The organism is Erwinia rhapontici (assembly GCF_020683125.1).
Lineage (GTDB): Bacteria > Pseudomonadota > Gammaproteobacteria > Enterobacterales > Enterobacteriaceae > Erwinia > Erwinia rhapontici.
In genome coordinates this window covers 4,882,357-4,908,390 of sequence record NZ_CP085627.1, presented here as the reverse complement: position 1 = coordinate 4,908,390, position 26,034 = coordinate 4,882,357, and the positions used below count along the sequence as shown (strand labels likewise).

33 protein-coding genes are annotated in these 26,034 nt (G+C 54.3%); 24 read left to right on the top strand and 9 right to left on the bottom strand.

Going from position 1 to position 26,034, the window contains the following annotated elements; genetic code table 11:
* Window positions 1–23: 23 nt before the first annotated feature.
* The 15 genes from LJN55_RS22645 to LJN55_RS22575 all read left to right on the top strand — a co-directional run bounded on the left by LJN55_RS22645 (window position 24) and on the right by LJN55_RS22575 (window position 9,034).
* Entirely contained in the window at window positions 24–1,067 is a 1,044-nt protein-coding gene (locus LJN55_RS22645) for a phage major capsid protein, P2 family (protein WP_227535359.1), read from the top strand.
* A 106-nt stretch (window positions 1,068–1,173) separates the two neighbouring features.
* Window positions 1,174–2,058, top strand: a complete 885-nt coding sequence (gpM, locus tag LJN55_RS22640; protein ID WP_227535358.1) for a phage terminase small subunit — start codon at window positions 1,174–1,176, stop codon at window positions 2,056–2,058.
* Window positions 2,059–2,155: 97 nt separating this feature from the next.
* Complete coding sequence (locus LJN55_RS22635) at window positions 2,156–2,650, top strand: head completion/stabilization protein (RefSeq protein ID WP_171149595.1); 495 nt, start codon at window positions 2,156–2,158, stop codon at window positions 2,648–2,650.
* Window positions 2,650–2,853, top strand: a complete 204-nt coding sequence (locus LJN55_RS22630) for a tail protein X (protein WP_133846395.1) — start codon at window positions 2,650–2,652, stop codon at window positions 2,851–2,853. Before LJN55_RS22635 ends, LJN55_RS22630 begins: the two co-directional genes overlap by 1 nt.
* Window positions 2,844–3,134, top strand: a complete 291-nt coding sequence (locus LJN55_RS22625) for an HP1 family phage holin (RefSeq protein ID WP_133846394.1) — start codon at window positions 2,844–2,846, stop codon at window positions 3,132–3,134. The genes LJN55_RS22630 and LJN55_RS22625 overlap by 10 nt, the downstream gene beginning before the upstream one ends.
* On the top strand, window positions 3,134–3,679 hold the full coding sequence (locus LJN55_RS22620) for a lysozyme (RefSeq protein WP_171149630.1): 546 nt from the start codon (window positions 3,134–3,136) through the stop codon (window positions 3,677–3,679). Before LJN55_RS22625 ends, LJN55_RS22620 begins: the two co-directional genes overlap by 1 nt.
* Window positions 3,679–4,092 carry a hypothetical protein gene (locus tag LJN55_RS22615; protein WP_171149594.1) on the top strand — a complete coding sequence of 138 codons (414 nt, stop codon included), beginning with the start codon at window positions 3,679–3,681 and terminating at the stop codon, window positions 4,090–4,092. The genes LJN55_RS22620 and LJN55_RS22615 overlap by 1 nt, the downstream gene beginning before the upstream one ends.
* Window positions 4,007–4,231 (top strand): hypothetical protein, encoded by a 225-nt coding sequence (locus LJN55_RS22610; protein ID WP_421505323.1) that lies wholly within the window; start codon window positions 4,007–4,009, stop codon window positions 4,229–4,231. Before LJN55_RS22615 ends, LJN55_RS22610 begins: the two co-directional genes overlap by 86 nt.
* On the top strand, window positions 4,218–4,703 hold the full coding sequence (locus tag LJN55_RS22605) for a phage tail protein (protein ID WP_227535357.1): 486 nt from the start codon (window positions 4,218–4,220) through the stop codon (window positions 4,701–4,703). The genes LJN55_RS22610 and LJN55_RS22605 overlap by 14 nt, the downstream gene beginning before the upstream one ends.
* Window positions 4,703–5,347 carry a phage virion morphogenesis protein gene (locus tag LJN55_RS22600; protein ID WP_227535355.1) on the top strand — a complete coding sequence of 215 codons (645 nt, stop codon included), beginning with the start codon at window positions 4,703–4,705 and terminating at the stop codon, window positions 5,345–5,347. The genes LJN55_RS22605 and LJN55_RS22600 overlap by 1 nt, the downstream gene beginning before the upstream one ends.
* A complete protein-coding gene (locus LJN55_RS22595; protein ID WP_133846391.1) occupies window positions 5,344–5,895 on the top strand; it encodes a phage baseplate assembly protein V in 552 nt (183 codons plus the stop codon). Before LJN55_RS22600 ends, LJN55_RS22595 begins: the two co-directional genes overlap by 4 nt.
* Window positions 5,892–6,233, top strand: a complete 342-nt coding sequence (locus LJN55_RS22590) for a GPW/gp25 family protein (RefSeq protein WP_227535353.1) — start codon at window positions 5,892–5,894, stop codon at window positions 6,231–6,233. Before LJN55_RS22595 ends, LJN55_RS22590 begins: the two co-directional genes overlap by 4 nt.
* Complete coding sequence (locus tag LJN55_RS22585) at window positions 6,230–7,141, top strand: baseplate assembly protein (protein ID WP_227535351.1); 912 nt, start codon at window positions 6,230–6,232, stop codon at window positions 7,139–7,141. The genes LJN55_RS22590 and LJN55_RS22585 overlap by 4 nt, the downstream gene beginning before the upstream one ends.
* Window positions 7,134–7,739: a phage tail protein I gene (locus LJN55_RS22580; protein ID WP_227535349.1), complete on the top strand. Its 606-nt coding sequence runs from the start codon at window positions 7,134–7,136 to the stop codon at window positions 7,737–7,739. Before LJN55_RS22585 ends, LJN55_RS22580 begins: the two co-directional genes overlap by 8 nt.
* Window positions 7,736–9,034, top strand: a complete 1,299-nt coding sequence (locus LJN55_RS22575) for a phage tail protein (RefSeq protein WP_227535347.1) — start codon at window positions 7,736–7,738, stop codon at window positions 9,032–9,034. The genes LJN55_RS22580 and LJN55_RS22575 overlap by 4 nt, the downstream gene beginning before the upstream one ends.
* 244 nt (window positions 9,035–9,278) lie before the next feature.
* Here LJN55_RS22575 and LJN55_RS22570 read toward each other — a convergent pair whose 3' ends face one another.
* From LJN55_RS22570 to LJN55_RS22545, 6 genes are all read right to left on the bottom strand, one after another.
* Complete coding sequence (locus tag LJN55_RS22570) at window positions 9,279–9,710, bottom strand: phage tail protein (protein WP_133846387.1); 432 nt, start codon at window positions 9,708–9,710, stop codon at window positions 9,279–9,281.
* A gap of 6 nt (window positions 9,711–9,716) precedes the next feature.
* Window positions 9,717–12,923 carry a phage tail tape measure protein gene (locus LJN55_RS22565; protein ID WP_227535345.1) on the bottom strand — a complete coding sequence of 1,069 codons (3,207 nt, stop codon included), beginning with the start codon at window positions 12,921–12,923 and terminating at the stop codon, window positions 9,717–9,719.
* On the bottom strand, window positions 12,920–12,985 hold the full coding sequence (locus LJN55_RS24000; protein ID WP_320443530.1) for a hypothetical protein: 66 nt from the start codon (window positions 12,983–12,985) through the stop codon (window positions 12,920–12,922). Before LJN55_RS24000 ends, LJN55_RS22565 begins: the two co-directional genes overlap by 4 nt.
* Window positions 12,986–13,068: 83 nt before the next feature.
* Window positions 13,069–13,368, bottom strand: coding sequence for a phage tail assembly protein (locus LJN55_RS22555; RefSeq protein ID WP_227535343.1), 300 nt, complete (start codon window positions 13,366–13,368; stop codon window positions 13,069–13,071).
* A gap of 61 nt (window positions 13,369–13,429) precedes the next feature.
* Window positions 13,430–13,942, bottom strand: a complete 513-nt coding sequence (locus tag LJN55_RS22550; protein WP_167864827.1) for a phage major tail tube protein — start codon at window positions 13,940–13,942, stop codon at window positions 13,430–13,432.
* Between the two features lie 11 nt (window positions 13,943–13,953).
* Window positions 13,954–15,141 carry a phage tail sheath subtilisin-like domain-containing protein gene (locus tag LJN55_RS22545; RefSeq protein ID WP_227535342.1) on the bottom strand — a complete coding sequence of 396 codons (1,188 nt, stop codon included), beginning with the start codon at window positions 15,139–15,141 and terminating at the stop codon, window positions 13,954–13,956.
* A 146-nt stretch (window positions 15,142–15,287) separates the two neighbouring features.
* Here LJN55_RS22545 and LJN55_RS22540 point away from each other — a divergent pair, with 146 nt between their 5' ends.
* The 7 genes from LJN55_RS22540 (at window position 15,288) to LJN55_RS22510 (ending at window position 21,501) form a co-directional block, all read left to right on the top strand.
* On the top strand, window positions 15,288–16,400 hold the full coding sequence (locus LJN55_RS22540; RefSeq protein WP_227536428.1) for a phage late control D family protein: 1,113 nt from the start codon (window positions 15,288–15,290) through the stop codon (window positions 16,398–16,400).
* 60 nt (window positions 16,401–16,460) lie between these two features.
* Window positions 16,461–16,700: an ogr/Delta-like zinc finger family protein gene (locus LJN55_RS22535; RefSeq protein ID WP_133624021.1), complete on the top strand. Its 240-nt coding sequence runs from the start codon at window positions 16,461–16,463 to the stop codon at window positions 16,698–16,700.
* 111 nt (window positions 16,701–16,811) lie between these two features.
* Entirely contained in the window at window positions 16,812–17,117 is a 306-nt protein-coding gene (locus LJN55_RS22530) for a TM2 domain-containing protein (RefSeq protein ID WP_227535341.1), read from the top strand.
* A 214-nt stretch (window positions 17,118–17,331) separates the two neighbouring features.
* A complete protein-coding gene (gene fieF, locus LJN55_RS22525; RefSeq protein WP_133846381.1) occupies window positions 17,332–18,234 on the top strand; it encodes a CDF family cation-efflux transporter FieF in 903 nt (300 codons plus the stop codon).
* 213 nt (window positions 18,235–18,447) lie between these two features.
* Window positions 18,448–19,410, top strand: coding sequence for a 6-phosphofructokinase (gene pfkA / locus LJN55_RS22520; RefSeq protein ID WP_062746860.1), 963 nt, complete (start codon window positions 18,448–18,450; stop codon window positions 19,408–19,410).
* 143 nt (window positions 19,411–19,553) lie between these two features.
* Window positions 19,554–20,543, top strand: a complete 990-nt coding sequence (locus LJN55_RS22515) for a sulfate ABC transporter substrate-binding protein (RefSeq protein WP_133846379.1) — start codon at window positions 19,554–19,556, stop codon at window positions 20,541–20,543.
* Between the two features lie 181 nt (window positions 20,544–20,724).
* Window positions 20,725–21,501 (top strand): CDP-diacylglycerol diphosphatase, encoded by a 777-nt coding sequence (locus tag LJN55_RS22510; protein WP_227535340.1) that lies wholly within the window; start codon window positions 20,725–20,727, stop codon window positions 21,499–21,501.
* Window positions 21,502–21,532: 31 nt separating this feature from the next.
* On the opposite strand, the gene yhjD is transcribed toward LJN55_RS22510, so the two are convergent.
* Both yhjD and LJN55_RS22500 read right to left on the bottom strand, forming a co-directional pair.
* On the bottom strand, window positions 21,533–22,546 hold the full coding sequence (gene yhjD, locus LJN55_RS22505) for an inner membrane protein YhjD (protein WP_133846377.1): 1,014 nt from the start codon (window positions 22,544–22,546) through the stop codon (window positions 21,533–21,535).
* Window positions 22,547–22,602: 56 nt separating this feature from the next.
* The gene (locus tag LJN55_RS22500; RefSeq protein ID WP_227535339.1) at window positions 22,603–23,502 is read right to left on the bottom strand and encodes a LysR family transcriptional regulator; all 900 of its coding nucleotides are present in this window, start codon (window positions 23,500–23,502) and stop codon (window positions 22,603–22,605) included.
* 115 nt (window positions 23,503–23,617) lie between these two features.
* On the opposite strand from LJN55_RS22500, the gene LJN55_RS22495 reads away from it, so the two are divergent.
* Window positions 23,618–24,376, top strand: a complete 759-nt coding sequence (locus tag LJN55_RS22495) for an SDR family NAD(P)-dependent oxidoreductase (RefSeq protein WP_133846375.1) — start codon at window positions 23,618–23,620, stop codon at window positions 24,374–24,376.
* A gap of 51 nt (window positions 24,377–24,427) precedes the next feature.
* On the opposite strand, the gene LJN55_RS22490 is transcribed toward LJN55_RS22495, so the two are convergent.
* Complete coding sequence (locus LJN55_RS22490; RefSeq protein ID WP_227535338.1) at window positions 24,428–25,279, bottom strand: PhzF family phenazine biosynthesis protein; 852 nt, start codon at window positions 25,277–25,279, stop codon at window positions 24,428–24,430.
* A gap of 112 nt (window positions 25,280–25,391) precedes the next feature.
* Between LJN55_RS22490 and LJN55_RS22485 the strand changes: the two genes are divergently transcribed.
* Window positions 25,392–26,015 carry a glutathione S-transferase family protein gene (locus LJN55_RS22485; protein ID WP_133846373.1) on the top strand — a complete coding sequence of 208 codons (624 nt, stop codon included), beginning with the start codon at window positions 25,392–25,394 and terminating at the stop codon, window positions 26,013–26,015.
* The last annotated feature ends 19 nt before the right edge of the window (window positions 26,016–26,034 follow it).

Sequence of the window (26,034 nt, the reverse complement as noted above, 5' to 3'; positions counted from 1 at the left end):
AACCGTTTTAAGGAAAGTAAGACATGAAAACGACTACCCGCATTGAGTGGGATAAATACACCACTCAACAGGCAAAGCTTAACAGTATCCCGGTGGCGCACGTTGGCACCCATTTCAGCATTGCGCCATCAGTTGCGCAGACGCTGGAAAACAAAACTCAGCAGTCGAGCGAATTCCTGAAAAAAATCAACGTTTACGGTGTTGATGAGCAGGAGGACGAGAAAATCGGGCTGGGTATTTCTGGGCCTGTTGCGAGCACGAATAGCGGCACCACCGTACGCCGTGAGCCGCGTCCGGCACATTCTCTGGACAGCAATAAGTACCGCTGCGAGCAGACGAATTTTGATACCTACATCAGCTATAAGCAGCTTGATCAGTGGTCGAAATTCCCAGACTTCCAGCAGCGTGTATCTAATCAGATCATTCTTCGCCGCGCACTTGATCGCATCATGATTGGTTTTAACGGTACTTATCACGCTGAAAAATCTGACCTGGCCGTTAATCCTCTTTTGCAGGATGTAAATATCGGCTGGCTTCAGCAATTCCGCACAAATGCACCTCAGCGAGTGATGAAGAACATCACCCTGACCAGCCGCGATGAAGATAACAAAATCATTGCGAAAGGTGATTACGGGAATGCCGACTCACTGGTTAAGGATGCGGTAAATAACCTGCTGGACGAATGGTATAAGGATTCCACTGACCTGGTTGTGATCTGTGGTCGTGACATTATCGGCGGCCGAGAGCACGCGGTACTTAACAGCCTGAGCCAGACCAATCCTAACAGCGAAACGCTGGCGGGGCAGTTGCTGTTATCCAGCAATAAAATTGGCGGCCTCAGTTCCTACATCGCACCGTATTTCCCTGGTGGCGCAATGCTGGTGACGTCCTTTAAAAACCTGTCTTTGTACTACATGGAAGATAAGCATCGCCGCATGTTGAAAGATGAGCCTGAATACAATCGTGTGAGCACCTATGAATCTTCAAACGATGCCTATGTCGTTGAAGATTATGGTTTCGGCTGCCTGATTGAAGGGATAACTTTCGCAGAAGCAGCAGGCGCATAAATCACAGACCATGCCGGGGCAATCGCCCCGGCTGACAGGGGGAATCATGCTGACACCGGCAAAAAGACATTTTCAAAATGTCATGGCGCAAAACCGTGGCAACGGAGTGACAACGTTCGCTGATATGACGGCGTATGAGCAGATTTTGCATCGCCTGCGCATCGATATGAATCGCCTCAAAGGCATCCAGCGTAAGGAAACTAAGGCAGAAGAAAAGCAAAAGCTGTTGCCCGATTATCAGGGCTGGATTGATGGCACGTTGGCGGCTGACAGCGGCCAGGCTGATGAAGTGCTGACGCGTGTGATGCTCTGGCATATCGATGCCGGGAATATCGCGGAAGCGCTACGCATCGGGGAGTACGTGATCCGCCATCAGCTGGCGATGCCTGACCTGTTCCAGCGTACCGCAGCGGTGACGCTGATTGATGAAATCTGCGATCCGGTGCTTGCTGCTTTCAAAGCACAGGCAAATGTCGCCACTGTCAGCGTTGATTTGCTGAAGGCGCTGGACGGTCTGACAACCGGCCAGGACGTCCCTGAGCAGGTGCGCGCCAAACTGTGGAAAGCCATCGGGTACACGCTGCGCACCGTCCCAGAAACCCAGCCAGAAGCGCTGGAATATCTGCAAAAAGCCATCGGTGAATTCAGTGACATTGGCGTGAAGCGTGACATTGAGCAACTGGAGCGCCTTCTGAAAAAGACCGCGCTGATTGAGGCCGCTGGCGCGGGAAGCGATGGCGATTCAGGCCAGAAAACTGAAATTCCAACGTCAGCAGTGACTGCGGTGACCGTAATCGATGGTGATCAGACTGCGAATACTCTTGTGCCGGTCATTGATGTGATCGCGGTTCCTGAAGTGAGCACCGAAACGGCACCGGAACCGGAGGTAAAGCCAGCGGTAAAACGTGGTCGCCCGGCGGGGGTTAAAAAGCCAGCCGCAGCGAAGAATAAGACGGCAGCCGCAGGAAAGAAGGCAGCGGCTGCTAAGTAAAGAATGTGCCCCCGCGCACCAGGCGGCACGGCGGAAGTTTTCAGCATTGCTGTATCTCTTCACGCCGTCCACCGCCTGACCTTTTGAGAGTGAAAGAATGAGTCTGGTAGCCAGCAAAGCAATAAACCCCCTTGAGGGGGATGCACCGGATATCAATGACGGTGGAGCCAGCGTAACAAGTGGCCCTTTCTGGCCTGAAATCCGTCTGGTGGATGTTCGTCGTGATATGCGTCTTAACGGGCTGGTTACCACTGACCGGCTGAAGCATTCGACCACTGAGTCTGTACTGAATATTAACCGTCAGCTGGCTGAGTGGCGGATAGGGCAGCAGGCTGAAGGCTATGCGTCACTTGATGCCGTGCCATCTGATGAAATTAATGACACGAAAGAGCTGGTATTCCGTTATCGCCGGGCTGTGTACTGCGCAGCGAAAGCGCTGCTGACTGAGGGTTATCGCGATGTTGACACCACCGGGCAGGGGGAAAAACACGCGGCGGCGCTCACTTCGCAGATAGACACGCTGTGGCGGGATTCTAACTTTGCGGTCCGGGACATTCTTGGCATCAGCCGCGGGCTGGCGGAGCTGGTCTGATGATTGTGAAAGCGTTGCAGGGCGACACCCTCGACCTTGTGTGTCAGCGGCACTACGGCAGCACGCGGGCGGTGACGGAGGCTGTGTTAGCCGCTAATCCCGGTCTGTGTGAGAAAAGCCCGTTTATGACGGCAGGGCAGGAAATTACGTTGCCGGATATTGCTCCGGCGGCACAGGCAGAGATGGTGCAGCTATGGGACTGAATATGGACAGGGTGGTTTCGTTTCTCGCTTACCTGCCGTCAGCCTTTCTGACTACCTTGGGGCTTTTCTCTCTAACGCAATGGGCAACGCTGATCGGCATCGTGCTGGGAATACTGACATACCGGCTGAACAAGCGACATAAGCAGCGCGTTGAACTGGAAGAGGAAAAGCGGACGGCAATCATGAACCGGCTGGCCGATAAGGCGGGCAGTCACAACATGAATGAAGTCGTTGGGGCGTTTCAGGAAATGGCCCGGACGGAAAAAAGAGGGCGTGCGTGATGGGTATTCGAAAGAAAGCGCTGATGTGCGCTGTCACGGTGATTATCGGGCTTGTCGGTGTGGAGTATGCCGGGGTCGTTCGGACCAGCCCGCAGGGGCTGGAGCTTATCGGCGATGCCGAATCTTGCCGCCGCGATCCCTATGTTTGCCCGGCTGACAAGCTGACCGCCGGGATTGGTTCAACAACTGGCATCCGCGCCGGCCATGTGTACAGCGATAACGAAATCGCCGCGATGTGGGTTGAGGATATCAAGCGTGCAGAGCGCTGCATTGACCGGAATTTTAACGGTCGTCTGCTGACTCAGGGGCAGTTTGACGCGATGACGTCGGCGGCGTTCAACATGGGCTGCCTCAATCTGATGTGGTTTACCGACCGACTGGGCGTAAAGCAGCGCACAACCCTGTGGCGCTATGCGCAGGAAAAGCGCTGGCCGGAGATGTGCAACCGGCTGACTGACTTCGTGAATGCCGCAGGCCGAAAGCTACCGGGGCTGGTTAAACGTCGTGAAGCTGAGCGGCTGATGTGTCTGACACCGGAGGAGTGATGATTATTTCCCGGATCTTCTGTGCCGTGGCGGCAGTTCTGACCGTGCTGGCCATCTTCTTCGGTGTGTATTTCAGGCAGTCAGCGCAGTTGGCCAGGGCGGAAGTAAAGCAGGTCGCTGGTCAGCTGGACAGTGCGAATGCGGTGATCGGCAACGTCCAGTTAACGATGAAAATTTTTAGCGTGATAACGGCGGAACGGGCAAATGAAAAAGAACGCGATCGGCAAAAAGGGGAGTTGCGCCGGGCGGCATTACGGGCGGATTTACAGGGTGATCGCTGTGCTTTTGAGCCTTTGCCTTCTGCTGTTGAACGCAGGTTGCTCGATCGTGCGGACGGTATACGTCCCCGCGCAGTGTCTGCCCATTCCGGGGGAGCTGCTTCAGGCAACGCCAGTGCCATATCCGCACCTTAGTGGTTCCCGGATGTTGTACGGCGAGGCACTGGAGTGGACAGACGCGTTACTCGATGCGCTCGACAGCGCTAATAAAGACAAGGCCGCTGCGCTGAAAATTGAGCGGCAGCGGGAGGAGGCTGAACATGCTGAAAAGTGAATTGCTTCGTGCTGCCATCGTTGCGCACAACCCCTTTTTTAAGCAGGAGCCTGATCGCCTGGAAGTGTATGTCACGAAGGGCAATATTCTGGCGTCTGGTACTCCGTCACCATCGTTCGCTTACAAATATGAGCTGAACGTGCTGGCAATGGACTACCCTGGCGATCTGGATGACCTCGCCATCCCGTTGTTGCAGTGGGCGCTGGAGTATCAGTCTGAGCTGTTGTTTAACCCGGCCCGCCGTGAGAACGGCATCAGCTTTGATGCGGAAATCCTGAATAACGGCACCGCCGATATTCTTTTTGTTATCAACGCCGCTGAAAACGTGATCGTCACCCGAGATGAAAACGGGAAATTAGCAACGGTGCATCGCACAGAGCCTAAGCGAACCGATGACATGATCGGTGACTGGAAAACCCTGCTTGCCGTTGATCAGCACGGCACGCCGCAGACCCTGCGGGATGGTGAGTAATGACCCGTGAGCTGATGTTTCACGAACTGGACGCCATTATCGGGCAGGTGTTGGGCGTCACGAAACCCACCACGCGCCGCAGCATGGCCCGCAGGGTGGCAACAGATATCCGCCGCAGCCAGCAAAAGCGCATCGGCCAGCAGAAAAGCCCGGACGGCACAGCTTACCCGGCCCGCAAGAAAAAGAAGCTACGCACCCAGGGCGGTATCAGTTTTCTGCATAACGGGCAGGTGCGCCGGTTGCGGAACTGGCGCAGCAGCAAAGGGCGATACGGTGATCGCATGATCACCGGCTTTGATGATGATAAGGGCGGTATTCGCTCTTTCATCCGGGCTGATATTGAGCGTTATCTCAGCATTGACCTGTCACGCAAAACGGACGTGAAAGAGAAGAAAGACCCGATGTTTAGACGGCTGCGGGGTTCCCGCTTCCTGAAGGCGACGGCATACCCGGATGCGGCGGTTGTGGGATTCCAGGGCCGGGCGGGCAGGATTGCCGCCGTCCATCAGTACGGGCTGACGGATAAAGTGGCGCACCGCGCCAGCGCGAAATACCCGGCGCGTCCGTTGCTGGGGCTGACCCCTGCTGAAGTCGACAGTATCACTGATGCGATCATGGGCGTGATTGAAGGAGCAGGGCAATGACACAGGCTGAATCGGCACGACTGCTGCAAAACCTGATCCGTGTCGGAATTGTGATCCAGGTGGACTATTTGGAATACGTGGCGCGGGTGCAGGTCGGAGGGAATACAACTGACTGGATAAGGTGGGGTGCACAGCGTGCCGGTGATGCACAGACGTGGTGGGCGCCAGCGGTGGGGGAACAGGTTGTAATCCTGTCCCCTGGGGGGGATCTCGAAAATGCCTTCATCGCCTTCAGTCTTTACGGTGCTGATGCGCTACCGCCGGATACAAGCCAGACCTCACATGTCACACGCTACCCGGACGGGGCAAAAGTAAGTTATGACCCGGCCAGCGGGATGAGGAGTGTCACCGGTATTAAAAATGCGCTGGTCGATGCCAGCGGAGCGATGACCCTGAACCTGTCACAACTGATTATTAATGCTGATGTGGTGATAAACGGAACGGTCACCCAGGGGGGCGGGAATATGTCGTCTAACGGCGTTGTGGTTCATACCCATGTTCACAGCGGTGTTCAATCGGGACCCAGTAAAACCGGAGGCCCGCAGTGAGTGAATGGAAAGGTATGAACAGTGCGAACGGCGCAGCGGTTGAGGGTGATGACCATCTTAAGCAGTCGATTGCAGACATCTTGCTTACGCCGTCCGGCAGCCGTCTGATGCGTCGTGATTATGGCTCTGCAATCTTCTCTCTGATTGACCAGCCTGATAACGACGTGACCCGGCTGAGGCTGATCTCTGCTGCTGTTATCGCGCTGTGGAAGTGGGAGCCGCGTATCACGCCGACAAACGTCACTTTTGAGAGTGCCGGGCATGGCAGGCGGACTATGACAATCACAGCGCAGCGCAGCGATTCGCTGGGTGCCATCACAACGGATATCACGCTATGAGTGGAGTTATTGACCTTTCGCAGCTGCCAGCGCCGGAAATCGTTGAGAGCCTGGATTTTGAAGTAATCCTTGCCGCACGTAAGGCGGCGCTGATCGCGCTTTACCCGGCTGATGAACAGGCCGCAATAGCGCAGACGCTGGAGCTGGAGTCTGAGCCGATGCTGAAACATCTACAGGAAAGTGCTTATCGTGAGCTGCTTTTACGCCAGCGCGTTAATGAAGCAGCGCAGGCGCTCATGGTCGCCTATTCACGCGGTGCTGACCTTGACCAGCTGGCCGCAAATAACAACGTTAAACGACTGACGGTGAACGCTGCGGATACCGCGGCAATTCCGTCGGTCGCCGCAGTGATGGAGAGCGATGAGGATTTACGTAGCCGCATTCCAGCGGCATTCGAAGGCTTATCTGTGGCCGGGCCGACAGCCGCATATGAGTATCACGCCAAAAGTGCTGACGGGCGTGTTGCTGATGCGCGTGCTATCAGCCCGTCACCGGCTGAAGTGGTGGTGACTGTCCTCAGCCGTGAAGGCGATGGCACAGCAGCTGCGGATCTGATCGGCGTTGTCTCGTCAGCGCTAAATGATGAGAGCGTGCGCCCGGTTGCTGATCGGGTAAGCGTCAAATCGGCAGAAATCATCAGCTATGCAATTGAGGCAAAGATTTTTCTGTTGCCCGGCCCGGAAGCTGAGCCGGTTCTCGCAGCAGCCCGCGCTAACCTCAATGCCTACGCGTTGCGTCAGTCACGCATCGGGCGTGATATCAACCTGTCCGCCATTTATGCCGCGCTGCATGTTGAAGGGGTGCAGCGTGTAGAGCTGGTATCACCGGGTTCTAATGTGGTGCTCGACAGCACGCAGGCGGCTTACTGCACCGGCGCGGTGGTGACCAATGGTGGGACCGATGAATAGCCTGTTGCCGCCGTCTGCAACCGACCTTGAGCGCAGACTCGCAGCTGCCTGTAGTGATATGGCAAACCTCAGCGTACCGCTGCGGGATCTGCTTAACCCTGATACCTGCCCTGTGCGTCTGCTGCCCTATCTTGCATGGTCCTGGTCTGTTGATCGCTGGGATGAAAGCTGGACGGAAAGCGTTAAGCGCAAGGTGGTGAAGGGTGCTTTTTACATCCATCAGCACAAGGGAACCACAACCGCAATCCGCCGTGTTGTTGAGCCGTTCGGTTTTCTGCTGCGCATCACTGAATGGTGGAAGAACGATGAAACCCCCGGCACGTTTCGACTGGATATCGGCGTACAGGACCAGGGTATCAGCGAAGAAACCTATCAGGAGCTTGAGCGGCTAATCAGTGATGCAAAACCTGTAAGCCGTCATCTGGTGGGTATGTCGATTAATTTGCAGTCCAGCGGCAGTGTGCCGGTTGCGGCGGCCTGTTATTCCGGGGATGAGCTGACCGTTTATCCCTACATCAGCGAAGTTATTACCGTCACCGGCGGCACCTATGGCGCCAGCGCGGTTCACATTATTGACAGCGTGAGAGTAAACGCATGACAACAAAATACTATGCAATTCTGACAACCCTGGGGGCGGGAAAGCTGGCAAACGCCGCCGCGCTGGGAACGAAATTACAGATCACACATATGGCACTCGGTGACGGTGGTGGTGTGTTGCCATCCCCGAACGCCAGTCAGACGGCACTGATTGCAGAAAAGCGCCGCGCCCCACTCAACTCACTCAGTATCGACGCTGCGAATAGCAGTCAGATTATTGCTGAGCAGGTGATCCCTGAGGACGAGGGCGGTTGGTGGATTCGTGAGATTGGCCTGTTTGATGCAGAGGGTGTGCTGATTGCCGTAGCGAACTGCGCTGAGACGTATAAACCATTGCTTCAGGAAGGCAGCGGCCGCACGCAGACCGTGCGTATGATCCTGATCGTAAACAGCACCGATGCTGTGACGCTGAAAATTGACCCATCTGTTGTGCTGGCTACGCGTAAATTTGTTGATGATTCCGCTGCTGCTATCAAAGTCTATGTGGATGCTCAGAAGGCAAGCCCGGTGTTTACAGGAAAGCCAACGGCACCGACAGCTGCGAAGACTGACAACAGCACGCAGGTAGCGACAACGGCGTTTGTAAAAAGCGTGACAGCTGACTATGCAACGACGGCAAGCCCGGCACTGAGTGGCACTCCGACGGCACCAACGGCAGCGGCTGGAAATAACTCGCAGCAGCTGGCGAACACCGCGTTTGTGCAGGCGGCAATTGCGGCAATGGTCGCAGGTGCGCCGGGGGCGCTGGACACGCTGAAAGAGCTTGCTGACGCACTTGGTGGTGATGCGCATTTCTCAACGACGGTGCTGAATGCGCTGGCCGGGAAAATGGAAATCACAAAAAACGGCGCTGATATTAACGACGTTGCTCAGTTTCGGAAAAACCTTGGTTTAGGAGATGTGATTAGAGAAGATGATGCGAATGCACAGTTTAAATTGAAACACTGGTCGTCGGCGGGAAGTACACTGACCACAAACACACCGTTGATTATCAATCACGGACTAACAATCAACCCGGATTTATGCTCTCTAAACATAAAGTTACGATGCGTAGCTGCAAATAATGGCTATTCACCTGGTGATTATTGTGTGGGGTTTTACCCAAGGATTACGGGCGGAGATACATCGGCGGCAGCGGGTGCAATGGGAGCGCTTTTAACAGCGACAACGTGTCAGTTTAACGTGGGTAATGCGGGGATTGCGCTGATGCCAAAAGGCTCTGGTGTGGCTGTCGGAATTAATACCACGGCGACATTCGCACAATGGGCTTTCGAGTTTCACATTATTTATCAGTGAGATTAAAAAATGGAAAATAACGACACTCAGACTCTAGATTACTGGATTCACCCATACGGATTTATCTATACCGGTGATCAGATTGATGGGGCGAGAGCTGCGACCGACGACGAGATCGCAGCTCATTTGTCTTTAACTACAGCGCTGGGGGAGTAGGTCAGGTGATATCTGGCGCAGCTATTTAGCATATTCAAACGCTTTAAGGGAAAAGCCATCTTTTGACGATGGCTTTAATATTTATTTTTTAAACTAATGACAAAATATCGTCGAGCGTAATTCCCGCCAGCTTCTCCCTGATATCCTCGCTGACCTTTTTCAGGCTGAGCGTAAACTCAATCTTCTGTGCTTTCCCGTCACTCATAAATTCCGTTTTGTTTGTCGTAATCCCGGCAATAACAAACATGCCGTAGATAAAACCGGTGCCTTCAATAAGCGGCCAGGGCTTGCCACCGTAAGCCATCGTTCGCAGTGCCTCCAGCGACATATCGCCGCCGGTCACTTCCGGGTACAGCGTGCCGGTCAGAGTAATGTTGTCTTCGCCAGTGCCGATGTACTGCCATTTTGCAGACTTTCCAATCCGGTCATTCTTCACATGTCGCCAGGCGGTTTCCTGCTGGAACGACTGGTAAGGAATAGTGTCCAGCATAAAAATAAACATGCCGTATGCCATCATCATCGGGTGTTACTCCCTGTCTCTGAGTTGTGAGCGTTTGCGGGATTCTTGTTCCCGCAGCAGTTTTCTAAATTCATCCTTCACAGTAGCGACAATCTCTTTAGCGTCCTGCCGTTCAGAGCCGTAGAAATTAATCGTCAAATTAAACATGTCGGGTGTGGCTACGGGCGCGGTCGGATTTGACCGTGCTGCAGCAGTTACCGGAACAGGAACGCCGGGCAGGTTTGACCGTGCTGGCCATCCCGTCACATTGCTGGCAAAACCAGAAACAGCGTTGCCGAGTCGGCTGGTGAGTGACTGCGCCTGACTGTGTGCAGCTGCTATCCGGGGTTCTGCATACGAGCCGATCACCGGCATCACCGGCGGGTGTTTTTTAAAGACAATTTCACCCAGCTTCTCAACAGAAGCGGGCTGCAACATTTCACCCGGGGCCGACCCGGCATTTTCTTTTTTGCCTTTTCTGTCTTTTTTGGACAAATTCCGGCCGCTTAATTCGGCAGCGGGTATAGGGGCAACCGCAGGCGGCGGAGCCGTTGATTTTGGAGCTGCGGGTTTAGGTGCATTGTCGCCAGCGGCCTTGATTGCCGGAGCTGAAGGTTTCCACTCCTGCGCGATCATTTTTTTCTGTTTGCTGTCCCACACGTAAACGACGGGTTTTTTCGCCTGAGGTGCTACGGCATCCATCGTACCGGCCACTTCTTTCGCCGCGTTAGCCGCTTCAGGAATCGCACCCAGTTTTTTCAGCAGCCAGCCGATGCCCTCAGCCACTTTCAGAATAACGCTGAAAACGCCGGAGATTGCTTTTCCAACGATTTCACCGAATGCCCGGCCAGCTTCAGTACATTCACGTAGCGTCTCAGCGGAGGCGTTTACAGGCTCAAACAATTGCTTAAACCAGTTCCACACCCGACTGATCGCGTTGCCGATGCCGTCGAAAATAGGCGCCAGCGGAGCAAACGCCTGTTTAACGGGGGCGATAGCGCTGATAAGGCCTGACCAGAATCCGCTGAAGAAAGATTTAATGGGTTCCCAGTAACGCCAGATCATCAGTGCCGCACCGGCCAGCGCTGCAACAAGTAGGCCAATCGGGCTGAGCAACACGGACAGGCCGCCGCCCAGCACGGTTAATACGGTGCGCCCTACGCTGAGTAGCGTGCCAAAACCACCCGTTGCTAATGATCGCAGGCCGTTGCCGAGCGCTGCCAGGGCGGTACGCGGTGACGTAAACAGGGTGGTAAGTGCTGAGCCGGTTGCGCTTCCCATGCGGGAAACCATCCCGATGCCATTACGGCCAGTGGTAAGGATGCTGTTGCCGAGGTTACTGGCCGCTGAGCCAGCGGAGCGAAAGATAGGTAACCAGTCTTTGACGCTTCGCCCGGTGCTACTGAGTAGCGGGCCGAGGTTCTTCAGTTTTGACGCCATGCCGCTCACAGAAGGGAGCAGGCCGCCGAAGCCCCGGCCACCGGTCAGCATCGACAGGCTGAGACGCACGGCGGCCATCGGTAGCAGGATACTGGCAACGGCCAGCGCCAGTGAACCAAGTACGGCAAGGGCAACGCCCACGGCTACGGCGACTTTCAGCAGCGTGGCAACCAGGGCCGGATTTGCTTCAGCCCATGCACGGAAGCGCTGGATCATCTTCGTTGCATAGCCCATGACTTCCATCGCCGGGCCACGAAGGGTTTCGCCCAGGCTGCTGAATGAGTTTTGCATCGCGGCTTTAGTGATCATCCACTTCGCATCTACTGAGTCGAGGTTGATATCTGACTCACGTTTCATTGAGCCTTTGGCGGCTTCCCCGTTAACCAGTTTCAGCTGACGATAGAGTTCTGGCAGGTTGTTCATTAGTTTCTGCGCGGAGCCGCCAAACTCCTTGCCGAAAATCTGCGTTAGAACGGAGGACTGATCTGACGCGGGTAATTTCTTGACCTGTTCCAGCACGGTCAGGATCGTGCCCATCGCATCAACGGGCATACGCTTTTGAATCTTCTCAGCGCTCAGGCCAATAGCGTCCAGCCCCTGCATAAAGTTATCGCTCTGCTGCGTAGCGATAGACAGTTCGCGAACCATCGCATGTGTTGAGCTGGCGGCAATTTCCGGCGCTGCGCCCAGCGTCAGAAAGGTGGATGCCAGCGCGGCGGCTTTGCGGTAGTCGAGCTTGTCGGCATCGCCCCCGATGCGTTGCAGTACATCGATAATGTCCGAGCCTTTCGATTTTGCGTTGTCGTCCAGGTAGTTCAGGACGTCACCAAGCTTCTCAATTTCCTGGGTGGGTATGCTGTACAGGCCCGCAATTTTCCCCAGGCTTTCCGATAGTTCGCTGGCCGGGAGTTCAAAAGCGGTGGATGCCATCGCGGCGGTATTGGCAAACGCCAGTAAATCGGCTTTCTGCTTTTCCCACGGATCGTCACCATTGGCCGCGCCCATACGTGCACCGCCTTCCACCAGGGCGGCATAATCATTTGCGCCATTCTCCATTGGGAGACGTTCGCTGGCGTCCTTGATAGCCTTCTGCATCTCATAGAATTGGGCGGTGCGATTGCCGTTATCATCGCGAAGGCTGTTAACCTGCTTTGCGACCCCCTTCATTGAATTTTCAAAGGCAGCATAACTGGTCACAAGCGCAACTGCCGGGGCGGCGATGGCTGCACCGGTTGCCACCATGCGCACCCCGCCACCCTCGAGTTTTTCTCGCGTTTCCTTCGCGTGCTGATACTGCTGCTGCGCCCGCGTAACAGCAGCTAGCCTGCGCTGCTGTTCGGATAACTGTCGGTTGTAAGCCTGCGTTCGGCGCGTGATCTGGTCTGTTGCTGTGCTGCCTCCCTTTAGCAAAATACCGTGTTGCATCAGTGATGAACGGAGGCTGCTAAGTTTGGCTTTTTCTTCATTGTGGGCGCGGGATAGCTGGCGCACGGCGTCAGACTGGCTTTTGAGTGCCGCTGTCTGTGCGTCGGTACGCTGTTTGGCCGGGCCGAATGAGGCGCGGAGTTCTTCTGATTTCTTGCGGGCTTCAGCCAACTGACGTGCAGTGGTTTCCGATGCTTTCGACAGCCGGTCAAAACTGGCTGCGTTGCGCTCCATCCCCTTCAGGCTGGTCTGAGTGGCTTTAATCTGTGACGCCAGAGAGGCGGCGCTTTTTTGCGCCGCGCTCACTGGACGGGAGAGGTTGTTGATAGCGCTGAAGGCTACCCTGATGCTGAGATTGCGATCTGTCATTCTTCCTGTCCATTACGGGCCAACGCACGCTTATGCCAGGTAAGAAATTCTCCCACTGGCATCGTGTCGTAGGTTGACGGCTGCCAGTGGAAAATTACGGCGATATCTGCGATTAGTTCGTCAGTATCAACCGTCGGACAGCGGATTACGCTTCTGGCGTTGCTGTCTCGTTCAGTTCCGATTGCGGTGCCAAAAAATCAGCGATACCCGCAGCGAACTGCGCAAAATCAGACGGGTGAAGCGCGGAGATTTCCACTTCAGTCAGTGCCGGGCTGGTGACACGTGGCAGTAGTTTGATCAGTGAGTCAACATCGCTGGTCATGACGTCATACAACTTCAGGCCTCGCAGTGAGCCGGTCTGCTTCATAGCGTCAGTGATCGTGACCTCTTTGATAGTGCCTGTGCCGCGAGTAATAGGAGCGAACAGTGGAATAGATTTTGCCATGATAAAAATCTCTTAAGTGCCGGGCGCGGTATTGCCCCCGGCGGGGTTGTTTGCTGGCTGATTACAGGCCGATGTTTTTGCGATGTTCTTCCAGCTTGTCTACGCCATCGACTTTCCAGACCATGTTGAGCGCATCCAGCTCAAAGGCTTCTTCGTTATTGATGGTGATTTTGACGTAGGTGTTTTTCAGCGTGTATTTATGCGAGGTGTTATCACCCTGTTTCGCGCTGCCCCAGTCCATTTCCTGCACACGTCCCCGCGTCTGAATTTCGCAGGGAATGGACAGGCCGGTTGTATCGTCAAGGTATGAACCGGCAAAGCGCAGCTGCACGCCGTCAATCGTTGCGCCGTAAGTTTTTAGCAGACGTGCATCCAGACCCCCGAGTGTGATTTCCATATCAGCGGCCCCGGCTTCAAATCCGAGATGAATGGACACGCCCATTGGCATTCCGGCACCCTGGTAATCTTCGGTCTTGCGGGACAGCTTTGGCGTGGTGATCTCTTCAGCAATGCCGAGGAAGCTGTCGCCGTTAACGAAGGTATTCCAGGAAAAAAGTTTGCTTGGTAATCCCATGATTTTTTTCCTCAGGCCTGGGCAAACGTTGCGATGTACTCATCCGTGAATTCCTGAATTAACTCCAGGTGTTCCAGCGGCGGCACGGGCGTGTATTTATAGCGAATGGTGGCTTTACCATCGCGCAGGGCTTCGGGGGTGTTATCTCCGGCGTAGTCAAACCAGCACTGGAAGCCCAGCAGGCTATTGGCCGTGACCAGCGATGCACCTTTGCGATTGATGCCATCTACGATGTCCTTAATCAGCGACGGCGTGAGCGGCTTATCCACGTAAGGGAAATGCGCCTCTGCGATGGTATCCGCAAGAATTTGCGCGGTGCGGGTATAGCTTTCGAAGAAGTAGGTTTCGGCGTCACAGGTACGTGAACCCCAGAAGCGGAAACCGTCACGCTTAATCAGCGTGGTGATGCCTTTGCTGTTGAGATCGTCAGCGTCGGTATCGTCACCCTGGAGCGTCCAGTAAACGTCTGCGGAGATACCCAGGACGTTTGATACTGGCACGTTCGACAGGACCTTATGCCAGCCCTGTTCTGCATCGATTTTTGCGCGTAGGCCGATAGCGTAGGCCGCAGCTGGAATGGTTTCATTCGCAGCTGTCAGGCTGTTATAGGCGATGAAGTCAGGGTAAATCACCATGATTTCACGTTCGCTGAAGTCTTCGCGGTACGTTTTTGCCTCTGCGATGGTTTTACAACCGTTCGCGCCGACATAAGCGAAAGCCCGCAGCTTTTCAGCGATAACAGCCAGCTGGAGCGCCACGACTTTTGTATCGAGTCCCGGTACTGCAAGCACGCGGGGGTGCTCACCGGTGCGCGGTTCTGCGGTCAGTAGTGCAAACATGCCGGTATAACGACCATCTGCACCGACGCCGCCAATAACCAGCTGATCCTGCGTAGGGGCAGTTTCACCTTCAGACGGAATAACCTTTGATGCATCCGCAACGCGGATCACAACCGTTTTCGGGCTGGCCTGGTCAGAGATGGCTTTCAGGGTGGTGTAGAGCGTGCCGCTTTTCCCGGCTTTACCGAGATAATCCCGGACACGCGTCAGTAATACTGGCGTGTTTAGCGGGAAGGTAACGGCGTCAGCATCGTCAGCGGTACAGACCACGCCGATAACGGCGGTATCAATATCGCGGATCATTGTGCTGAGGTCGGTAGTTTCTTTGACCTGGACGCCGTGGTGGTAATTTTCACTCATGCTTTGTTGCCTCTGGTTGATGCGTGCAATACATCATCGTGAAGCGGGGCAACCTTTTCACGCTGTGGCGATTGTCGCTGGCGGCTGACAACCTGCGCCAGCTGACTGAAGTCCTCACGCGGGCGAGGATGCAGGCAGGGGGATTTATGCTGAACATATTTGATGACGATTTATCACCACAGCCAGCATTTGAGCTGATGGTAAAAGGCGAGGTGCTGACAAGTCTGGATGATCGGTTGATGTCGCTGACGCTGACGGATAACCGCGGCTTTGAAGCGGACAGGCTGGAGCTGACGATTGATGATACTGACGGGATGGTTGTCATGCCGCCGAGAGGGGCGGAAATCGCTGTTGCTATCGGCTGGGCTAATAAGCCTCTGGTTGATAAAGGTGTGTATACGGTGGATGAAATTACCCACCAGGGGCCGCCTGACCGTCTGGTGATCACCGCCCGAAGTGCGGATTTTCGTGAGGACTTCAACGTTAAGCGAGAATACAGCTGGCATAACATCAGCGTGGGGGCGGTGGTTTCCGCTATTGCCGGTCGCTATGATCTGATCCCGGCGGTCAGTGCGTCACTGAAGGATGTGGAGATAGACCACGCTGACCAGACCAGTGAATCCGATATCAGCTTCCTGACGCGCATGGCTGAAATGATCGGCGCTGTTGCCACGATTAAAAATGGCCGGTTACTGTTTATCGTGCCGGGTATGGGAGTTTCACAAAGTGGCCGCGTGCTGCCGTCGGTAATGATTACCCGCGCAAGCGGGGACGGGCATTCATTCCGGGTTGCTGATCGCGATGCATACACAGGCGTTCAGGCTTACTGGCTTGATCTGAACTTCGGTAAGAAAAAGCCTACGGCCGTAAAGCGCCGGAAAAAAACAAAACCAGTCACCACCACGCCAGCTTCAAGCAAGAAAGAAGGGGATTACGTTGAAGGCGCAGAAGGTAACGTATTTGTCATGCGCAAAACGTTTAAGACAGAGCGGGCTGCCCGACGTGCGGCGGCGGCGAAGTGGGCTGAACTTCAGCGCGGAGCGGCTGAGTTCAGTATCACCCTGGCGCGTGGTCGTGAAGATTTGTACCCCGAACTGCACGCGAATGTCAGTGGCTTTAAACCGATGATCGATGCGGCCGACTGGGTGATTAACCGGGTGACTCATACCATTGACGATAACGGATTTATGACCGGGCTGGAGCTGGAGGTGCGGATCACTGGCTGGGAAGGTGCTGAAGAAACAAGCGAAACGGAATAGATTATTTTTCGGAGTTATCCTAAAATGCTGGCGAGTTTAATCAGATAGTGGTGAGGTTTTATGTTCACCTGCCCGAAATGCAACGCCAGCGCCAAAACCCGTACCAGCGTAAGAATCAGCGAGATGACTCGCCGCAGTTACCACCAGTGCAATAACCTTGCCTGCGGTGCCGCGTTTACTACCCTGGATTCCGTAGAGCATTTTCTGAACCAGGTCAGCCCGGTAGCCGCGCACAGCGTGCCGAAAGATATTTTTCCCGGCTCCCACTATGGGGATGACCAGTTAGCCTTATCACTCTGAAGAAAACAGACACCCCGCAATGCGGGGTTCTTTTTTAAATTTAATCTGCGGGATTTGCCTTAAGCTGCCGATAACAAGTGCGGATTTGTAAATAACTAGTTAGGAGGATTTATGTCTGGGATGGTTTTCTGTCGTGGTTGTGGCAAAGAGATTCACAGTTCTGCTAAAGCGTGTCCTGGGTGCGGTGCTACTCAAAACACCGGCACCGGAGCTGGGGACAAAAGCAGGATTTCCGCTGCGTTACTTGCATTCTTTTTGGGTGGATTTGGGGTTCATAAGTTTTACTTGGGAAAAATCGGGCAGGGCTTTTTGTATCTGATTTTTTGCTGGACGTTCATTCCATCCATCATCGCCTTTGTGGAGTTCATCATTTATCTGTGTTCAACGGATGAAGACTTTGCGCGCAAATATGGTTGATTTCTGAGCAAGCTTAATGAAAAACGTGCCCGCCTTTTACGCGGGCTTTTTTATAGATGTGGTCAATGTGTGGACATTGAGTGAGACAAATCCTTTTGTTTCATTGGTTTGCGGTCAATTAAATGACATATCCCTGTCTTCCCCCGCCATGATGGCGGGGTTTTTTTTGCCCAAAACTCAGTATACTTAGCACTCCGACGTCACGGGGTATTCCATGAATGCAAATTACGCCCGGCTGGTGAATGCCGCTGCCCTTGCAGCGACGGTGCTGGCCTCGATGCTGTTAATTATCAAGATTTTTGCATGGTGGTATACGGGCTCAGTGAGCGTACTGGCGGCGCTGGTGGATTCTCTGGTGGATATTGCCGCTTCGCTGACCAACCTGTTTGTGGTGCGCTACTCACTGCAACCGGCTGATGCTGAACATACCTTCGGTCATGGCAAGGCGGAGTCCCTTGCAGCACTGGCGCAGAGTATGTTTATCTCCGGTTCTGCACTGTTTTTATTCCTCACTGGCTTACAACACCTTGCGTCTCCTGCACCGATGAAAGCCCCGCTGGTGGGGATGGTCGTCACGGTGATTGCACTGGTGGCAACGCTCGTGCTGGTCACATTCCAGCGTTGGGTGGTTCGGCGTACCCGCAGTCAGGCTATTCGCGCTGATATGCTGCACTATCAATCTGACGTGGTGATGAACGGTGCCATCTTGCTGGCCCTGGCCCTCAGCTGGTACGGCTTTCATCGTGCCGATGCGCTGTTTGCGTTAGGGATTGGCGTGTGGATTCTGTACAGTGCTTTGCGTATGGGTTATGAGGCCGTTCAGGCCCTGCTCGACCGCGCCCTGCCCGTTGAGGAGCATCAGGCGATTATAGACATCATTGCGGCCTGGCCCGGTGTTCAGGGGGCGCATGACATTCGCACGCGCCAGTCCGGGCCGACGCGTTTTATTCAACTGCATCTGGAAATGGACGACCACCTTCCGCTGTACCAGGCTCATCAGATTGCGGAGCAGGTTGAACAGGCGCTGCTGCATCAGTTTCCGGGTTCCGATGTGATTATTCATCAGGACCCGTGTTCTGTGATACCCGACAGGCCGCAGGGCAAATTTGAGCTGTAAAGCGTTTTTAAATGAAATGGTTAGCGTTTACACTACTTAAAACGTGATACACCGCAAAAAAAATAGCCGAAAGTTGCCTGACCTGAATCAATTCAGCTTGAAGTGTTTGATATACTATTGCCAATAATTGAGCCGGTTATCTCGTATGTATGTTTTTAATCCCGCTCCGGCGTCCAGAATTCATCATTTGCATCATCAAGTTCAGAGGTTGTCATGATCAAAAAAATCGGTGTACTGACAAGCGGCGGCGACGCCCCAGGTATGAATGCTGCGATCCGGGGTGTTGTTCGCGCCGCGCTCAGTGAAGGATTGGAAGTTTGTGGCATTTATGACGGCTACCTCGGCCTGTATGAAGATCGCATGGTCAATCTCGACCGCTACAGCGTGTCAGATATGATTAATCGCGGCGGCACCTTCCTCGGGTCTGCGCGTTTCCCTGAATTCCGTAATGACGATGTGCGCACTGTTGCCATCGAAAATATGAAAAAGCGCGGTATTGATGCGCTGGTGGTGATCGGCGGTGACGGGTCCTATATGGGCGCCAAGCGTCTGACCGAGATGGGCTTCCCGTGTATTGGCCTGCCAGGCACCATTGATAACGATGTAGCGGGAACGGATTACACGATTGGCTATTTCACCGCGCTGGAAACCGTTGTCGAAGCGATTGACCGCCTGCGTGACACCTCATCATCACATCAGCGTATTTCTATCGTGGAAGTGATGGGCCGTTACTGTGGTGACCTGACGCTGGCTGCGGCGATTGCCGGTGGTTGTGAGTTTATCGTTCTGCCGGAAATCCCTTACACCCGTGAAGAGCTGGTGAGCGAAATCAAAGCGGGCATTGCCAAAGGCAAAAAACACGCCATCGTGGCCATCACTGAGCACATCTGCGATATCGACGATCTGGCAAAATACATCGAAGAAGAAACCAAACGTGAGACGCGTGCAACGGTGCTGGGCCACATTCAGCGCGGTGGGGCGCCGGTAGCCTATGACCGCATTCTGGCTTCACGTATGGGGGCTTACTCTATTGAGCTTCTGTTACAGGGCTACGGCGGTCGCTGCGTGGGTATTCAAAACGAGAAGATGGTGCACCATGACATCATTGACGCGATTGAAAACATGAAGCGTCCGTTTAAAGGCGACTGGCTGGATACCGCTAAAAAACTTTACTGATGAAAAACAAGGCGCTGCTGGTCAGCGCCTTTATTATGCAAATCGTTATTCCATATAGTTATTACAGCTAATTTTTAATTCTTTAATTCACTCTACACTTTGTGTCACGCTCCTTATCAGATAAACCTTTGGGAGTACGTGCAATGAAGAAGTGGAGTGTAGGAATTACCCTGTTACTGGCCTCAACCAGCGTGCTGGCCAAGGATATCCAGCTGTTGAACGTGTCTTATGACCCAACGCGTGAGCTGTACGAGCAGTACAACAAAGCGTTTAGCGCGCATTACAAACAGGAAACGGGCGATAATGTCGTCATCCGCCAGTCTCACGGTGGTTCAGGTAAACAGGCAACTTCGGTCATCAATGGCATCAAAGCCGATGTGGTGACGCTGGCGCTGGCCTCCGACGTGGATGCGATTGCCGAGCGCGGCCGTATTGATAAGAACTGGATCAAGCGCCTGCCAGATAACTCCGCTCCTTATACCTCCACCATCGTATTCCTCGTACGCAAAGGTAACCCGAAACAAATTCATGACTGGCAGGATTTAACCAAACCTGGCGTGTCTGTTATCACCCCGAACCCGAAAACCTCTGGTGGGGCACGCTGGAATTATCTGGCGGCCTGGGGCTGGGCACTGGACCAGAACAAAGGTGACCAGGCTAAAGCTCAGGAATACGTGAAGGCCCTGTTTAAAAACGTTGAAGTGCAGGATTCTGGCGCACGTGGCGCCACCAATACCTTCGTTGAACGTGGCATTGGCGATGTGCTGATTGCATGGGAAAACGAAGCCTATCTGGCGGTGAACAAATTGGGCAAAGATCAGTTTGAAATCATCACGCCAAGCGAATCGATCCTCGCAGAACCGACTGTTTCCGTGGTCGACAAAGTGGTGGACGAGCGTGATACCCGTAAAGTCGCTGACGAGTATTTGAAGTATCTGTATTCCACCGAAGGGCAGGATATTGCCGCTCAGAACTTCTATCGTCCGCGTGATGCTGCAGTCGCGAAGAAATATGCCAGCACCTTCCAGCCGGTGAAACTGTTTACTATCGATAATAAGTTCGGTGGCTGGACGCAGGCGCAGAAAACCCACTTCGCGGAAGGGGGGACTTACGACCAGGTGATGAAGCGCTAATTCGCGTAACCCTGAATTGTTCCGAAGGGCCGACATTTGTCGGCCCTTTTTCGTTATTTGATTTAAGTATTTATCAGGCAGCCTGGTTTCCAAAAAAGTACCGTGAAGTGATGATTTCGCATGATATTTCACGCAGCTTAGATTACATTGTGAACAACAATTGGGTAGAGGTTTGGAAAAGATGCTGGAACGAAGGCGGGTTGTTATCACGCTGGTCACTATAGTGGTATTGGTAACCGTCGGTTGTGCTTATATTGCATTGAATTACTTAAAAAAGTCTGACCAGTTATGGAAAATAGTCAGCCAGCAATGTGTACCAGGCCAGGAGCAAAAAAACAATTCGTCCCCCTGCCGTCAGGTCAATATTCAGGACGGGTATGTGGTATTAAAAGACAGGAACGGTGCGCTGCAATTTTTGCTGATGCTGGTAGCGAAAATAACGGGAGTGGAGAGCCCGAGTTTACTTAATCCCTCTACGCCTAATTATCTGGCGGAAGCCTGGCGTGCACGTCATTTTATGGAAGAGAAACGCGGTGCGGTTATAGATGATCGGATTTATTCACTGGCGGTTAATTCGCGCTGGGGACGTACCCAAAATCAGTTACACATTCATATCTCTTGCCTGCGCCCGGATATTCGTCACCAGTTAGATGCGCTCAGTACGCGGCTGAATGATCGCTGGCAAAGCCAGCGTCTTGGCAGCCATGAGTATCTGGTCAGAGTGATCAGTCGTGATGAGTTTAAACGCACCAGCCCGTTTATTCGTATGGCAAATGAGTTGCCAGGTGCGCGTGAAAACATGGGCAGTTATGGTATTGCCATTGCCGCTTTGGGTGATGGCAGACGAGTGTTGATGGTGGTGAAGCGTAATCTGCTGCTGCTTAATCGCGCCTCTGCTGAGGAATTACAGGACCATCGCTGCGCATTATTGAACTCGACATCGGGTAGTGAGTTTTGAGAGGAGCCGGTAAAATCGGCTCCTTTTGACACTATACCGCTTCGTTTTTTTGCACCGGTTCCGGATCATTTTTATAACGGGCGGTGGCAATCCATGCCGCGCAGAACAGCGTCAGGCGTGCAAAGAAATAGAAGAATGCCATCAGTCCTAACACCGACCCAAAGGCCGCACCGGATGGCGAAGAGGCCAGTTTCGGTAGCGTCAGCGTCATAATAAATTTAATCACTTCAAACCCTATTGCGGCCAGCAATGTGCCACGAAACAGGGCTTTTTTACGCGGCTTATGGCGCGGCAGGATCCAAAAAATCCATAGAAACAGCAAATAGTTAGCGAAAATGGAAATCGACAGGGCAATCAACGTCATGGCCGGTCGCAGCCATTCAATCCCCTCCAGCCCCAGGGCACGTACGATAGCGGCCTGTGCTGCACCGGCAATCGACGTCAGTGATAGTGTGATAATCAGTGCCAGCACCAGTCCGGTCAGCGAAATAAAATCGCGCGAATATTTAAACCAGATTTTTTCCTGATCCTGCGGCGTACGCTCCCAAACATCGCGTGACTGAGCGCGTATCGCTTCGCGCAGATTGCCCATCCAGCTAATCCCGGAATACAGTGCCACCAGCAGGCCCGTCAGGCCAACGGTGGTTCGTTGCTGAATAGCGGTGTTCACCGTGCTCTTTAGCGTGGCGGCCAGTGATGGATCGCTGATATTACTCACGATCGTATTGATCAACCTGGCGAGCAGATCAGGGTTAGAAGCCAGCACAAAACCGACGCCGGCGAAAGAGACCATCAGGATCGGGATCAGTGAGAGAAAAGAGAAGTAGGTGATCGCAGCGCCAAACTGGCTGCCAAGACGATCGTTAAAGCGCTCACCGGCGCGGATAAAATGCGCCACTGCTGGAATAGCACGGAACCACTCAACCAGTCGCGATACCCGCGTCAGGGATTTATCTACCGTATGATTGCCGGTTTTCAGGTTGATAAGCGGCTTCTCTGCGGACTGCTCTTCGGGTCGGGTCGTACGTTGTGGTTTCTCTGCCATGAATCCTTCTTTATCCTGGTTTGACGGTAAGACTGCCGCTAATTATAGCCTGCTGGTCAGGTGACGTAACGCGTAAGGGCCTGACTGAGCCATTCAATAAACACTCGCACCCTGCGTGCCAGGTTACGGCGGTGGGGGTAGAGCAGGGAGACGGGCATGGCGCGTGCCGGGAACTGTGGCAGGATTTCGACCAGTTTTTTCTCTTTCAACGCCTGCAATACCCCTGCCCGTGGGACCTGGATAATCCCCAGGCCGGCGATACAGGCGGCGCGGTAAGTTTCAGTACTGTTGACAGTCATCACGCCGCCGGTCTTAATCAGCCGGGCCGTTTTCCCATCGTAATATTCAAACCCTTCAGGCTGGCTCCCCAGATGCTGGCTGTAATGCACCAGGGCATGTTGAGAGAGGGCTTCCAGCGTATGCGGTGTGCCAAAGCGCGCCAGATAGCCCGGGCTGGCACAGTTGATCAACGGTAGATGGCCGAGCTGACGCGCAATCAGCCCGGAATCCTCCAGTACGCCAACGCGCACTACGCAGTCGAAGCCCTCGCGAATCACATCCACTCGCCGATCGCTGCTGCTCAGCTCCAGCTCAATTCCCGGGTAATGTTGTAAAAAATCCGGCAGCAGCGGGATCAGGTAGTTACTGGCCAGGCTTACCGGCATATCGACCCGCAGTCGTCCGCTCAGGGTCGCGGGGTCGTGCTGAAACAGCGAGTCCATCTCATCCAGCGTGGCCAGCACATCACGGCAGCGCTCGAAGTAAACCTGCCCATCCTGAGTCAGCTGCACCCGGCGTGTGGTACGGTGCAGCAGACGTGAACCGAGACTGTTTTCCAGCGCCAGGATCTGGCGCGACAGGCTACCCTTTGGCAGGCCCAGGCTCTCCGCTGCTTTGGTAAAACTCTGCATTTCCGCCACTCTGACAAACACCTGCATTGCGTGAATTTTATCCATTGCTGAGCTCATTGTTGTTATTAATGGAACAGTGAAGCGTATTTGAAGACATTTATAGTTCAGCTGGCAGGTAATATCCTCTTTTTTGTCCACAGCCCACTCCCTGGAGAAAAAAATGAGCCAGAAAATAGCACTGATTACCGGCGGAAGCCGTGGTTTAGGCCAGAATGCAGCCCTGAAACTCGCCGCAAAGGGCGTTGATGTGATTTTGACGTACCGTAGCCAGCAGCAGGAAGCGGAAGCCGTTGTGGCCCGCATTCAGGCGCTCGGGGCCCGTGCGGTGGCACTTCCGCTGGATGTGGCGGACAGCCAGAGCTTCAGCGCATTTGCCGCTGAGGTTGCCCAACAGCTCAAAACGGTATGGCAGCGTGAAACCTTTGATTATTTATTAAACAATGCCGGTACGGGTTTGTACGTCCCTTTCACTGACACCACGGAAGCGCAGTTTGATCATCTGGTGAATGTCCATTTTAAGGGGCCGTTTTTCCTGACGCAGATCCTGTTGCCGCTGATGGCTGACGGTGGGCGCATCCTGAATGTCTCCAGCGGTCTGGCACGCTTCAGCCTGCCGGGCTCCAGCGCTTATGCGGCGGTGAAAGGGGCAATGGAGGTGCTGACGCGTTATCAGGCCAAAGAACTGGGCGTGCGCGGTATTGCGGTAAATATTCTGGCACCTGGCGCGATTGAAACGGACTTCGGTGGCGGAAAAGTCCGTGATGATGCGGCAATGAATGCGTTTGTCGCCTCACAGACTGCGCTGGGACGCGTTGGGCTGCCAGATGATATCGGCCATGCGGTTGCCGCGTTGTTCAGCGAAGAGTGCCGCTGGGTGAACGGCCAGCGTATCGAGGCTTCGGGCGGAATGTTCCTGTAATTCAGGGGGCAGGCGGACCGAAACAGAAGGTCCGCCTCTACGGGGAAAGGATTATACCCGGACCGAGCCGTCAATCACGGTGACGGTCTGACCGCCAATCCAGATGCCGTCAGCCGCATAGCGCACGCTGAGGCGCCCGGCCCGCTGCATCGCGCTTCCCTGGCGTACACGGTAATCCAACTCGACGCCACGTGCCTGGAAGTAACGCGCCAGGCACGCGTTGGCGCTGCCGGTGACCGGGTCTTCGGTTAGCGAGCCCTGCTCAATCAGCAGGCCGCGCACTTCGTATTGCTCTTGCCCACCGGGCAAGGGGCCAAACGGCATCACGCCATCGACCCGGGCTTTCTGCACCAAGCGAGAAAACTCCACCACGTCTGGCTTCAGCGCCAGTACGGCATTGGCTGACGTCATGGGCACCAGCAGCCAGCGAATCCCCATATCGGCAATCATCACGGGCAGTTCTGTTTCCAGGTGGTCGCTGTTGAGCGCGCTGCTGATTGGCGCATCGCTGAAGGGCGTGAGGATCGCTTCCGGGGCAGCAAAAGCCAGCGCGCCGTCGTCACTAATTTTGACCCGCACCAGTCCCAGCCCACACTCCTGCACAATCTGGCCAGGGTGGTGAAGTGTGATGCCCGCCTCCAGTAGCGCATGTGCCGTGCCCAGCGTGGGATGGCCTGCAAACGGGAATTCGGTATCCGGGGTGAAAATACGCACCCGATAGTCGGCCGTCGGATCGGTGGGGGGCAGGACAAACGTAGTTTCCGACAGGTTGGTCCAGCGGGCGATTGACTGCATCTGCTCATCACTCAGACCACTGGCATCCATAATTACCGCAAGCGGGTTGCCGTTGTACGGGGTGGAAGTAAATACATCGACCTGTTTAAAAGGGCGTAATTGCGTCATAGCTCTTCCTGTCAGCGTGAAGGTTCCGTTGGTTGACGATCCGCCTGGCGGCTGTCAGTACCGACTATTATGGGTATTAATAAACCACAGTGGTTAAAAAAGTGATGATTTTATGCTGAAAATACTGGGACGTGCCTCATCTATCAATGTCAGAAAAGTGCTTTGGCTGTGCGATGAGCTGGAGATCGATTTTCACCGCGAAGAGTGGGGCGATGGTTTTAAGTCACCGCAGGAGGCAGAATTTAAGGCGATGAACCCCAATGCGTTGATCCCGGTGATTCAGGACGGTGAGTTTATTCTCTGGGAGTCAAACACCATCATTCGCTATCTGGCGAACGCTTACGGTGGCGAAGCGCTGTATCCCACGGCACCACAGGCCCGTGCCCGTGTCGATCAGTGGATTGACTGGCAGGCGACGGAACTGAATACTGCCTGGCGCTATGCCTTTATGTCACTGGTGCGTCACTCACCGGCGCATCAGGACCCGCGTCTGCTGGCTGCCGCATCAAAAGGCTGGGCTTACACGATGGGGATTCTCAACCAGCAGCTGGAGCGCACGGGTGCGTATGTGGCCGGGCAGACATTCTCACTGGCTGATATTCCGATAGGCCTGTCCGTGAACCGTTGGTATGAGACACCGCTCGATCACGCTAATCTGCCTGCGGTGCGTGCCTACTATGAGCGCCTGACGGCGCGTAAGGGTTATGCCACCTGGGGCCGTAACGGCACGCCATAACCCGTCCGGGTCGACTTTT

What these genes read in the sequence shown, in the direction of transcription:
- LJN55_RS22645 (WP_227535359.1), top strand. Translation starts at nt 24, where the DNA reads ATGAAAACGACTACCCGCATTGAGTGGGATAAATACACCACTCAACAG.
- LJN55_RS22635 (WP_171149595.1), top strand. Translation starts at nt 2,156, where the DNA reads ATGAGTCTGGTAGCCAGCAAAGCAATAAACCCCCTTGAGGGGGATGCA.
- LJN55_RS22630 (WP_133846395.1), top strand. Translation starts at nt 2,650, where the DNA reads ATGATTGTGAAAGCGTTGCAGGGCGACACCCTCGACCTTGTGTGTCAG.
- LJN55_RS22625 (WP_133846394.1), top strand. Translation starts at nt 2,844, where the DNA reads ATGGGACTGAATATGGACAGGGTGGTTTCGTTTCTCGCTTACCTGCCG.
- LJN55_RS22620 (WP_171149630.1), top strand. Translation starts at nt 3,134, where the DNA reads ATGGGTATTCGAAAGAAAGCGCTGATGTGCGCTGTCACGGTGATTATC.
- LJN55_RS22615 (WP_171149594.1), top strand. Translation starts at nt 3,679, where the DNA reads ATGATTATTTCCCGGATCTTCTGTGCCGTGGCGGCAGTTCTGACCGTG.
- LJN55_RS22605 (WP_227535357.1), top strand. Translation starts at nt 4,218, where the DNA reads ATGCTGAAAAGTGAATTGCTTCGTGCTGCCATCGTTGCGCACAACCCC.
- LJN55_RS22600 (WP_227535355.1), top strand. Translation starts at nt 4,703, where the DNA reads ATGACCCGTGAGCTGATGTTTCACGAACTGGACGCCATTATCGGGCAG.
- LJN55_RS22595 (WP_133846391.1), top strand. Translation starts at nt 5,344, where the DNA reads ATGACACAGGCTGAATCGGCACGACTGCTGCAAAACCTGATCCGTGTC.
- LJN55_RS22585 (WP_227535351.1), top strand. Translation starts at nt 6,230, where the DNA reads ATGAGTGGAGTTATTGACCTTTCGCAGCTGCCAGCGCCGGAAATCGTT.
- LJN55_RS22580 (WP_227535349.1), top strand. Translation starts at nt 7,134, where the DNA reads ATGAATAGCCTGTTGCCGCCGTCTGCAACCGACCTTGAGCGCAGACTC.
- LJN55_RS22575 (WP_227535347.1), top strand. Translation starts at nt 7,736, where the DNA reads ATGACAACAAAATACTATGCAATTCTGACAACCCTGGGGGCGGGAAAG.
- LJN55_RS22570 (WP_133846387.1), bottom strand. Translation starts at nt 9,710, where the DNA reads ATGATGATGGCATACGGCATGTTTATTTTTATGCTGGACACTATTCCT.
- LJN55_RS22565 (WP_227535345.1), bottom strand. Translation starts at nt 12,923, where the DNA reads ATGACAGATCGCAATCTCAGCATCAGGGTAGCCTTCAGCGCTATCAAC.
- LJN55_RS22555 (WP_227535343.1), bottom strand. Translation starts at nt 13,368, where the DNA reads ATGGCAAAATCTATTCCACTGTTCGCTCCTATTACTCGCGGCACAGGC.
- LJN55_RS22550 (WP_167864827.1), bottom strand. Translation starts at nt 13,942, where the DNA reads ATGGGATTACCAAGCAAACTTTTTTCCTGGAATACCTTCGTTAACGGC.
- LJN55_RS22545 (WP_227535342.1), bottom strand. Translation starts at nt 15,141, where the DNA reads ATGAGTGAAAATTACCACCACGGCGTCCAGGTCAAAGAAACTACCGAC.
- LJN55_RS22540 (WP_227536428.1), top strand. Translation starts at nt 15,288, where the DNA reads ATGCTGAACATATTTGATGACGATTTATCACCACAGCCAGCATTTGAG.
- LJN55_RS22535 (WP_133624021.1), top strand. Translation starts at nt 16,461, where the DNA reads ATGTTCACCTGCCCGAAATGCAACGCCAGCGCCAAAACCCGTACCAGC.
- LJN55_RS22530 (WP_227535341.1), top strand. Translation starts at nt 16,812, where the DNA reads ATGTCTGGGATGGTTTTCTGTCGTGGTTGTGGCAAAGAGATTCACAGT.
- fieF (WP_133846381.1), top strand. Translation starts at nt 17,332, where the DNA reads ATGAATGCAAATTACGCCCGGCTGGTGAATGCCGCTGCCCTTGCAGCG.
- pfkA (WP_062746860.1), top strand. Translation starts at nt 18,448, where the DNA reads ATGATCAAAAAAATCGGTGTACTGACAAGCGGCGGCGACGCCCCAGGT.
- LJN55_RS22515 (WP_133846379.1), top strand. Translation starts at nt 19,554, where the DNA reads ATGAAGAAGTGGAGTGTAGGAATTACCCTGTTACTGGCCTCAACCAGC.
- LJN55_RS22510 (WP_227535340.1), top strand. Translation starts at nt 20,725, where the DNA reads ATGCTGGAACGAAGGCGGGTTGTTATCACGCTGGTCACTATAGTGGTA.
- yhjD (WP_133846377.1), bottom strand. Translation starts at nt 22,546, where the DNA reads ATGGCAGAGAAACCACAACGTACGACCCGACCCGAAGAGCAGTCCGCA.
- LJN55_RS22500 (WP_227535339.1), bottom strand. Translation starts at nt 23,502, where the DNA reads ATGGATAAAATTCACGCAATGCAGGTGTTTGTCAGAGTGGCGGAAATG.
- LJN55_RS22495 (WP_133846375.1), top strand. Translation starts at nt 23,618, where the DNA reads ATGAGCCAGAAAATAGCACTGATTACCGGCGGAAGCCGTGGTTTAGGC.
- LJN55_RS22490 (WP_227535338.1), bottom strand. Translation starts at nt 25,279, where the DNA reads ATGACGCAATTACGCCCTTTTAAACAGGTCGATGTATTTACTTCCACC.
- LJN55_RS22485 (WP_133846373.1), top strand. Translation starts at nt 25,392, where the DNA reads ATGCTGAAAATACTGGGACGTGCCTCATCTATCAATGTCAGAAAAGTG.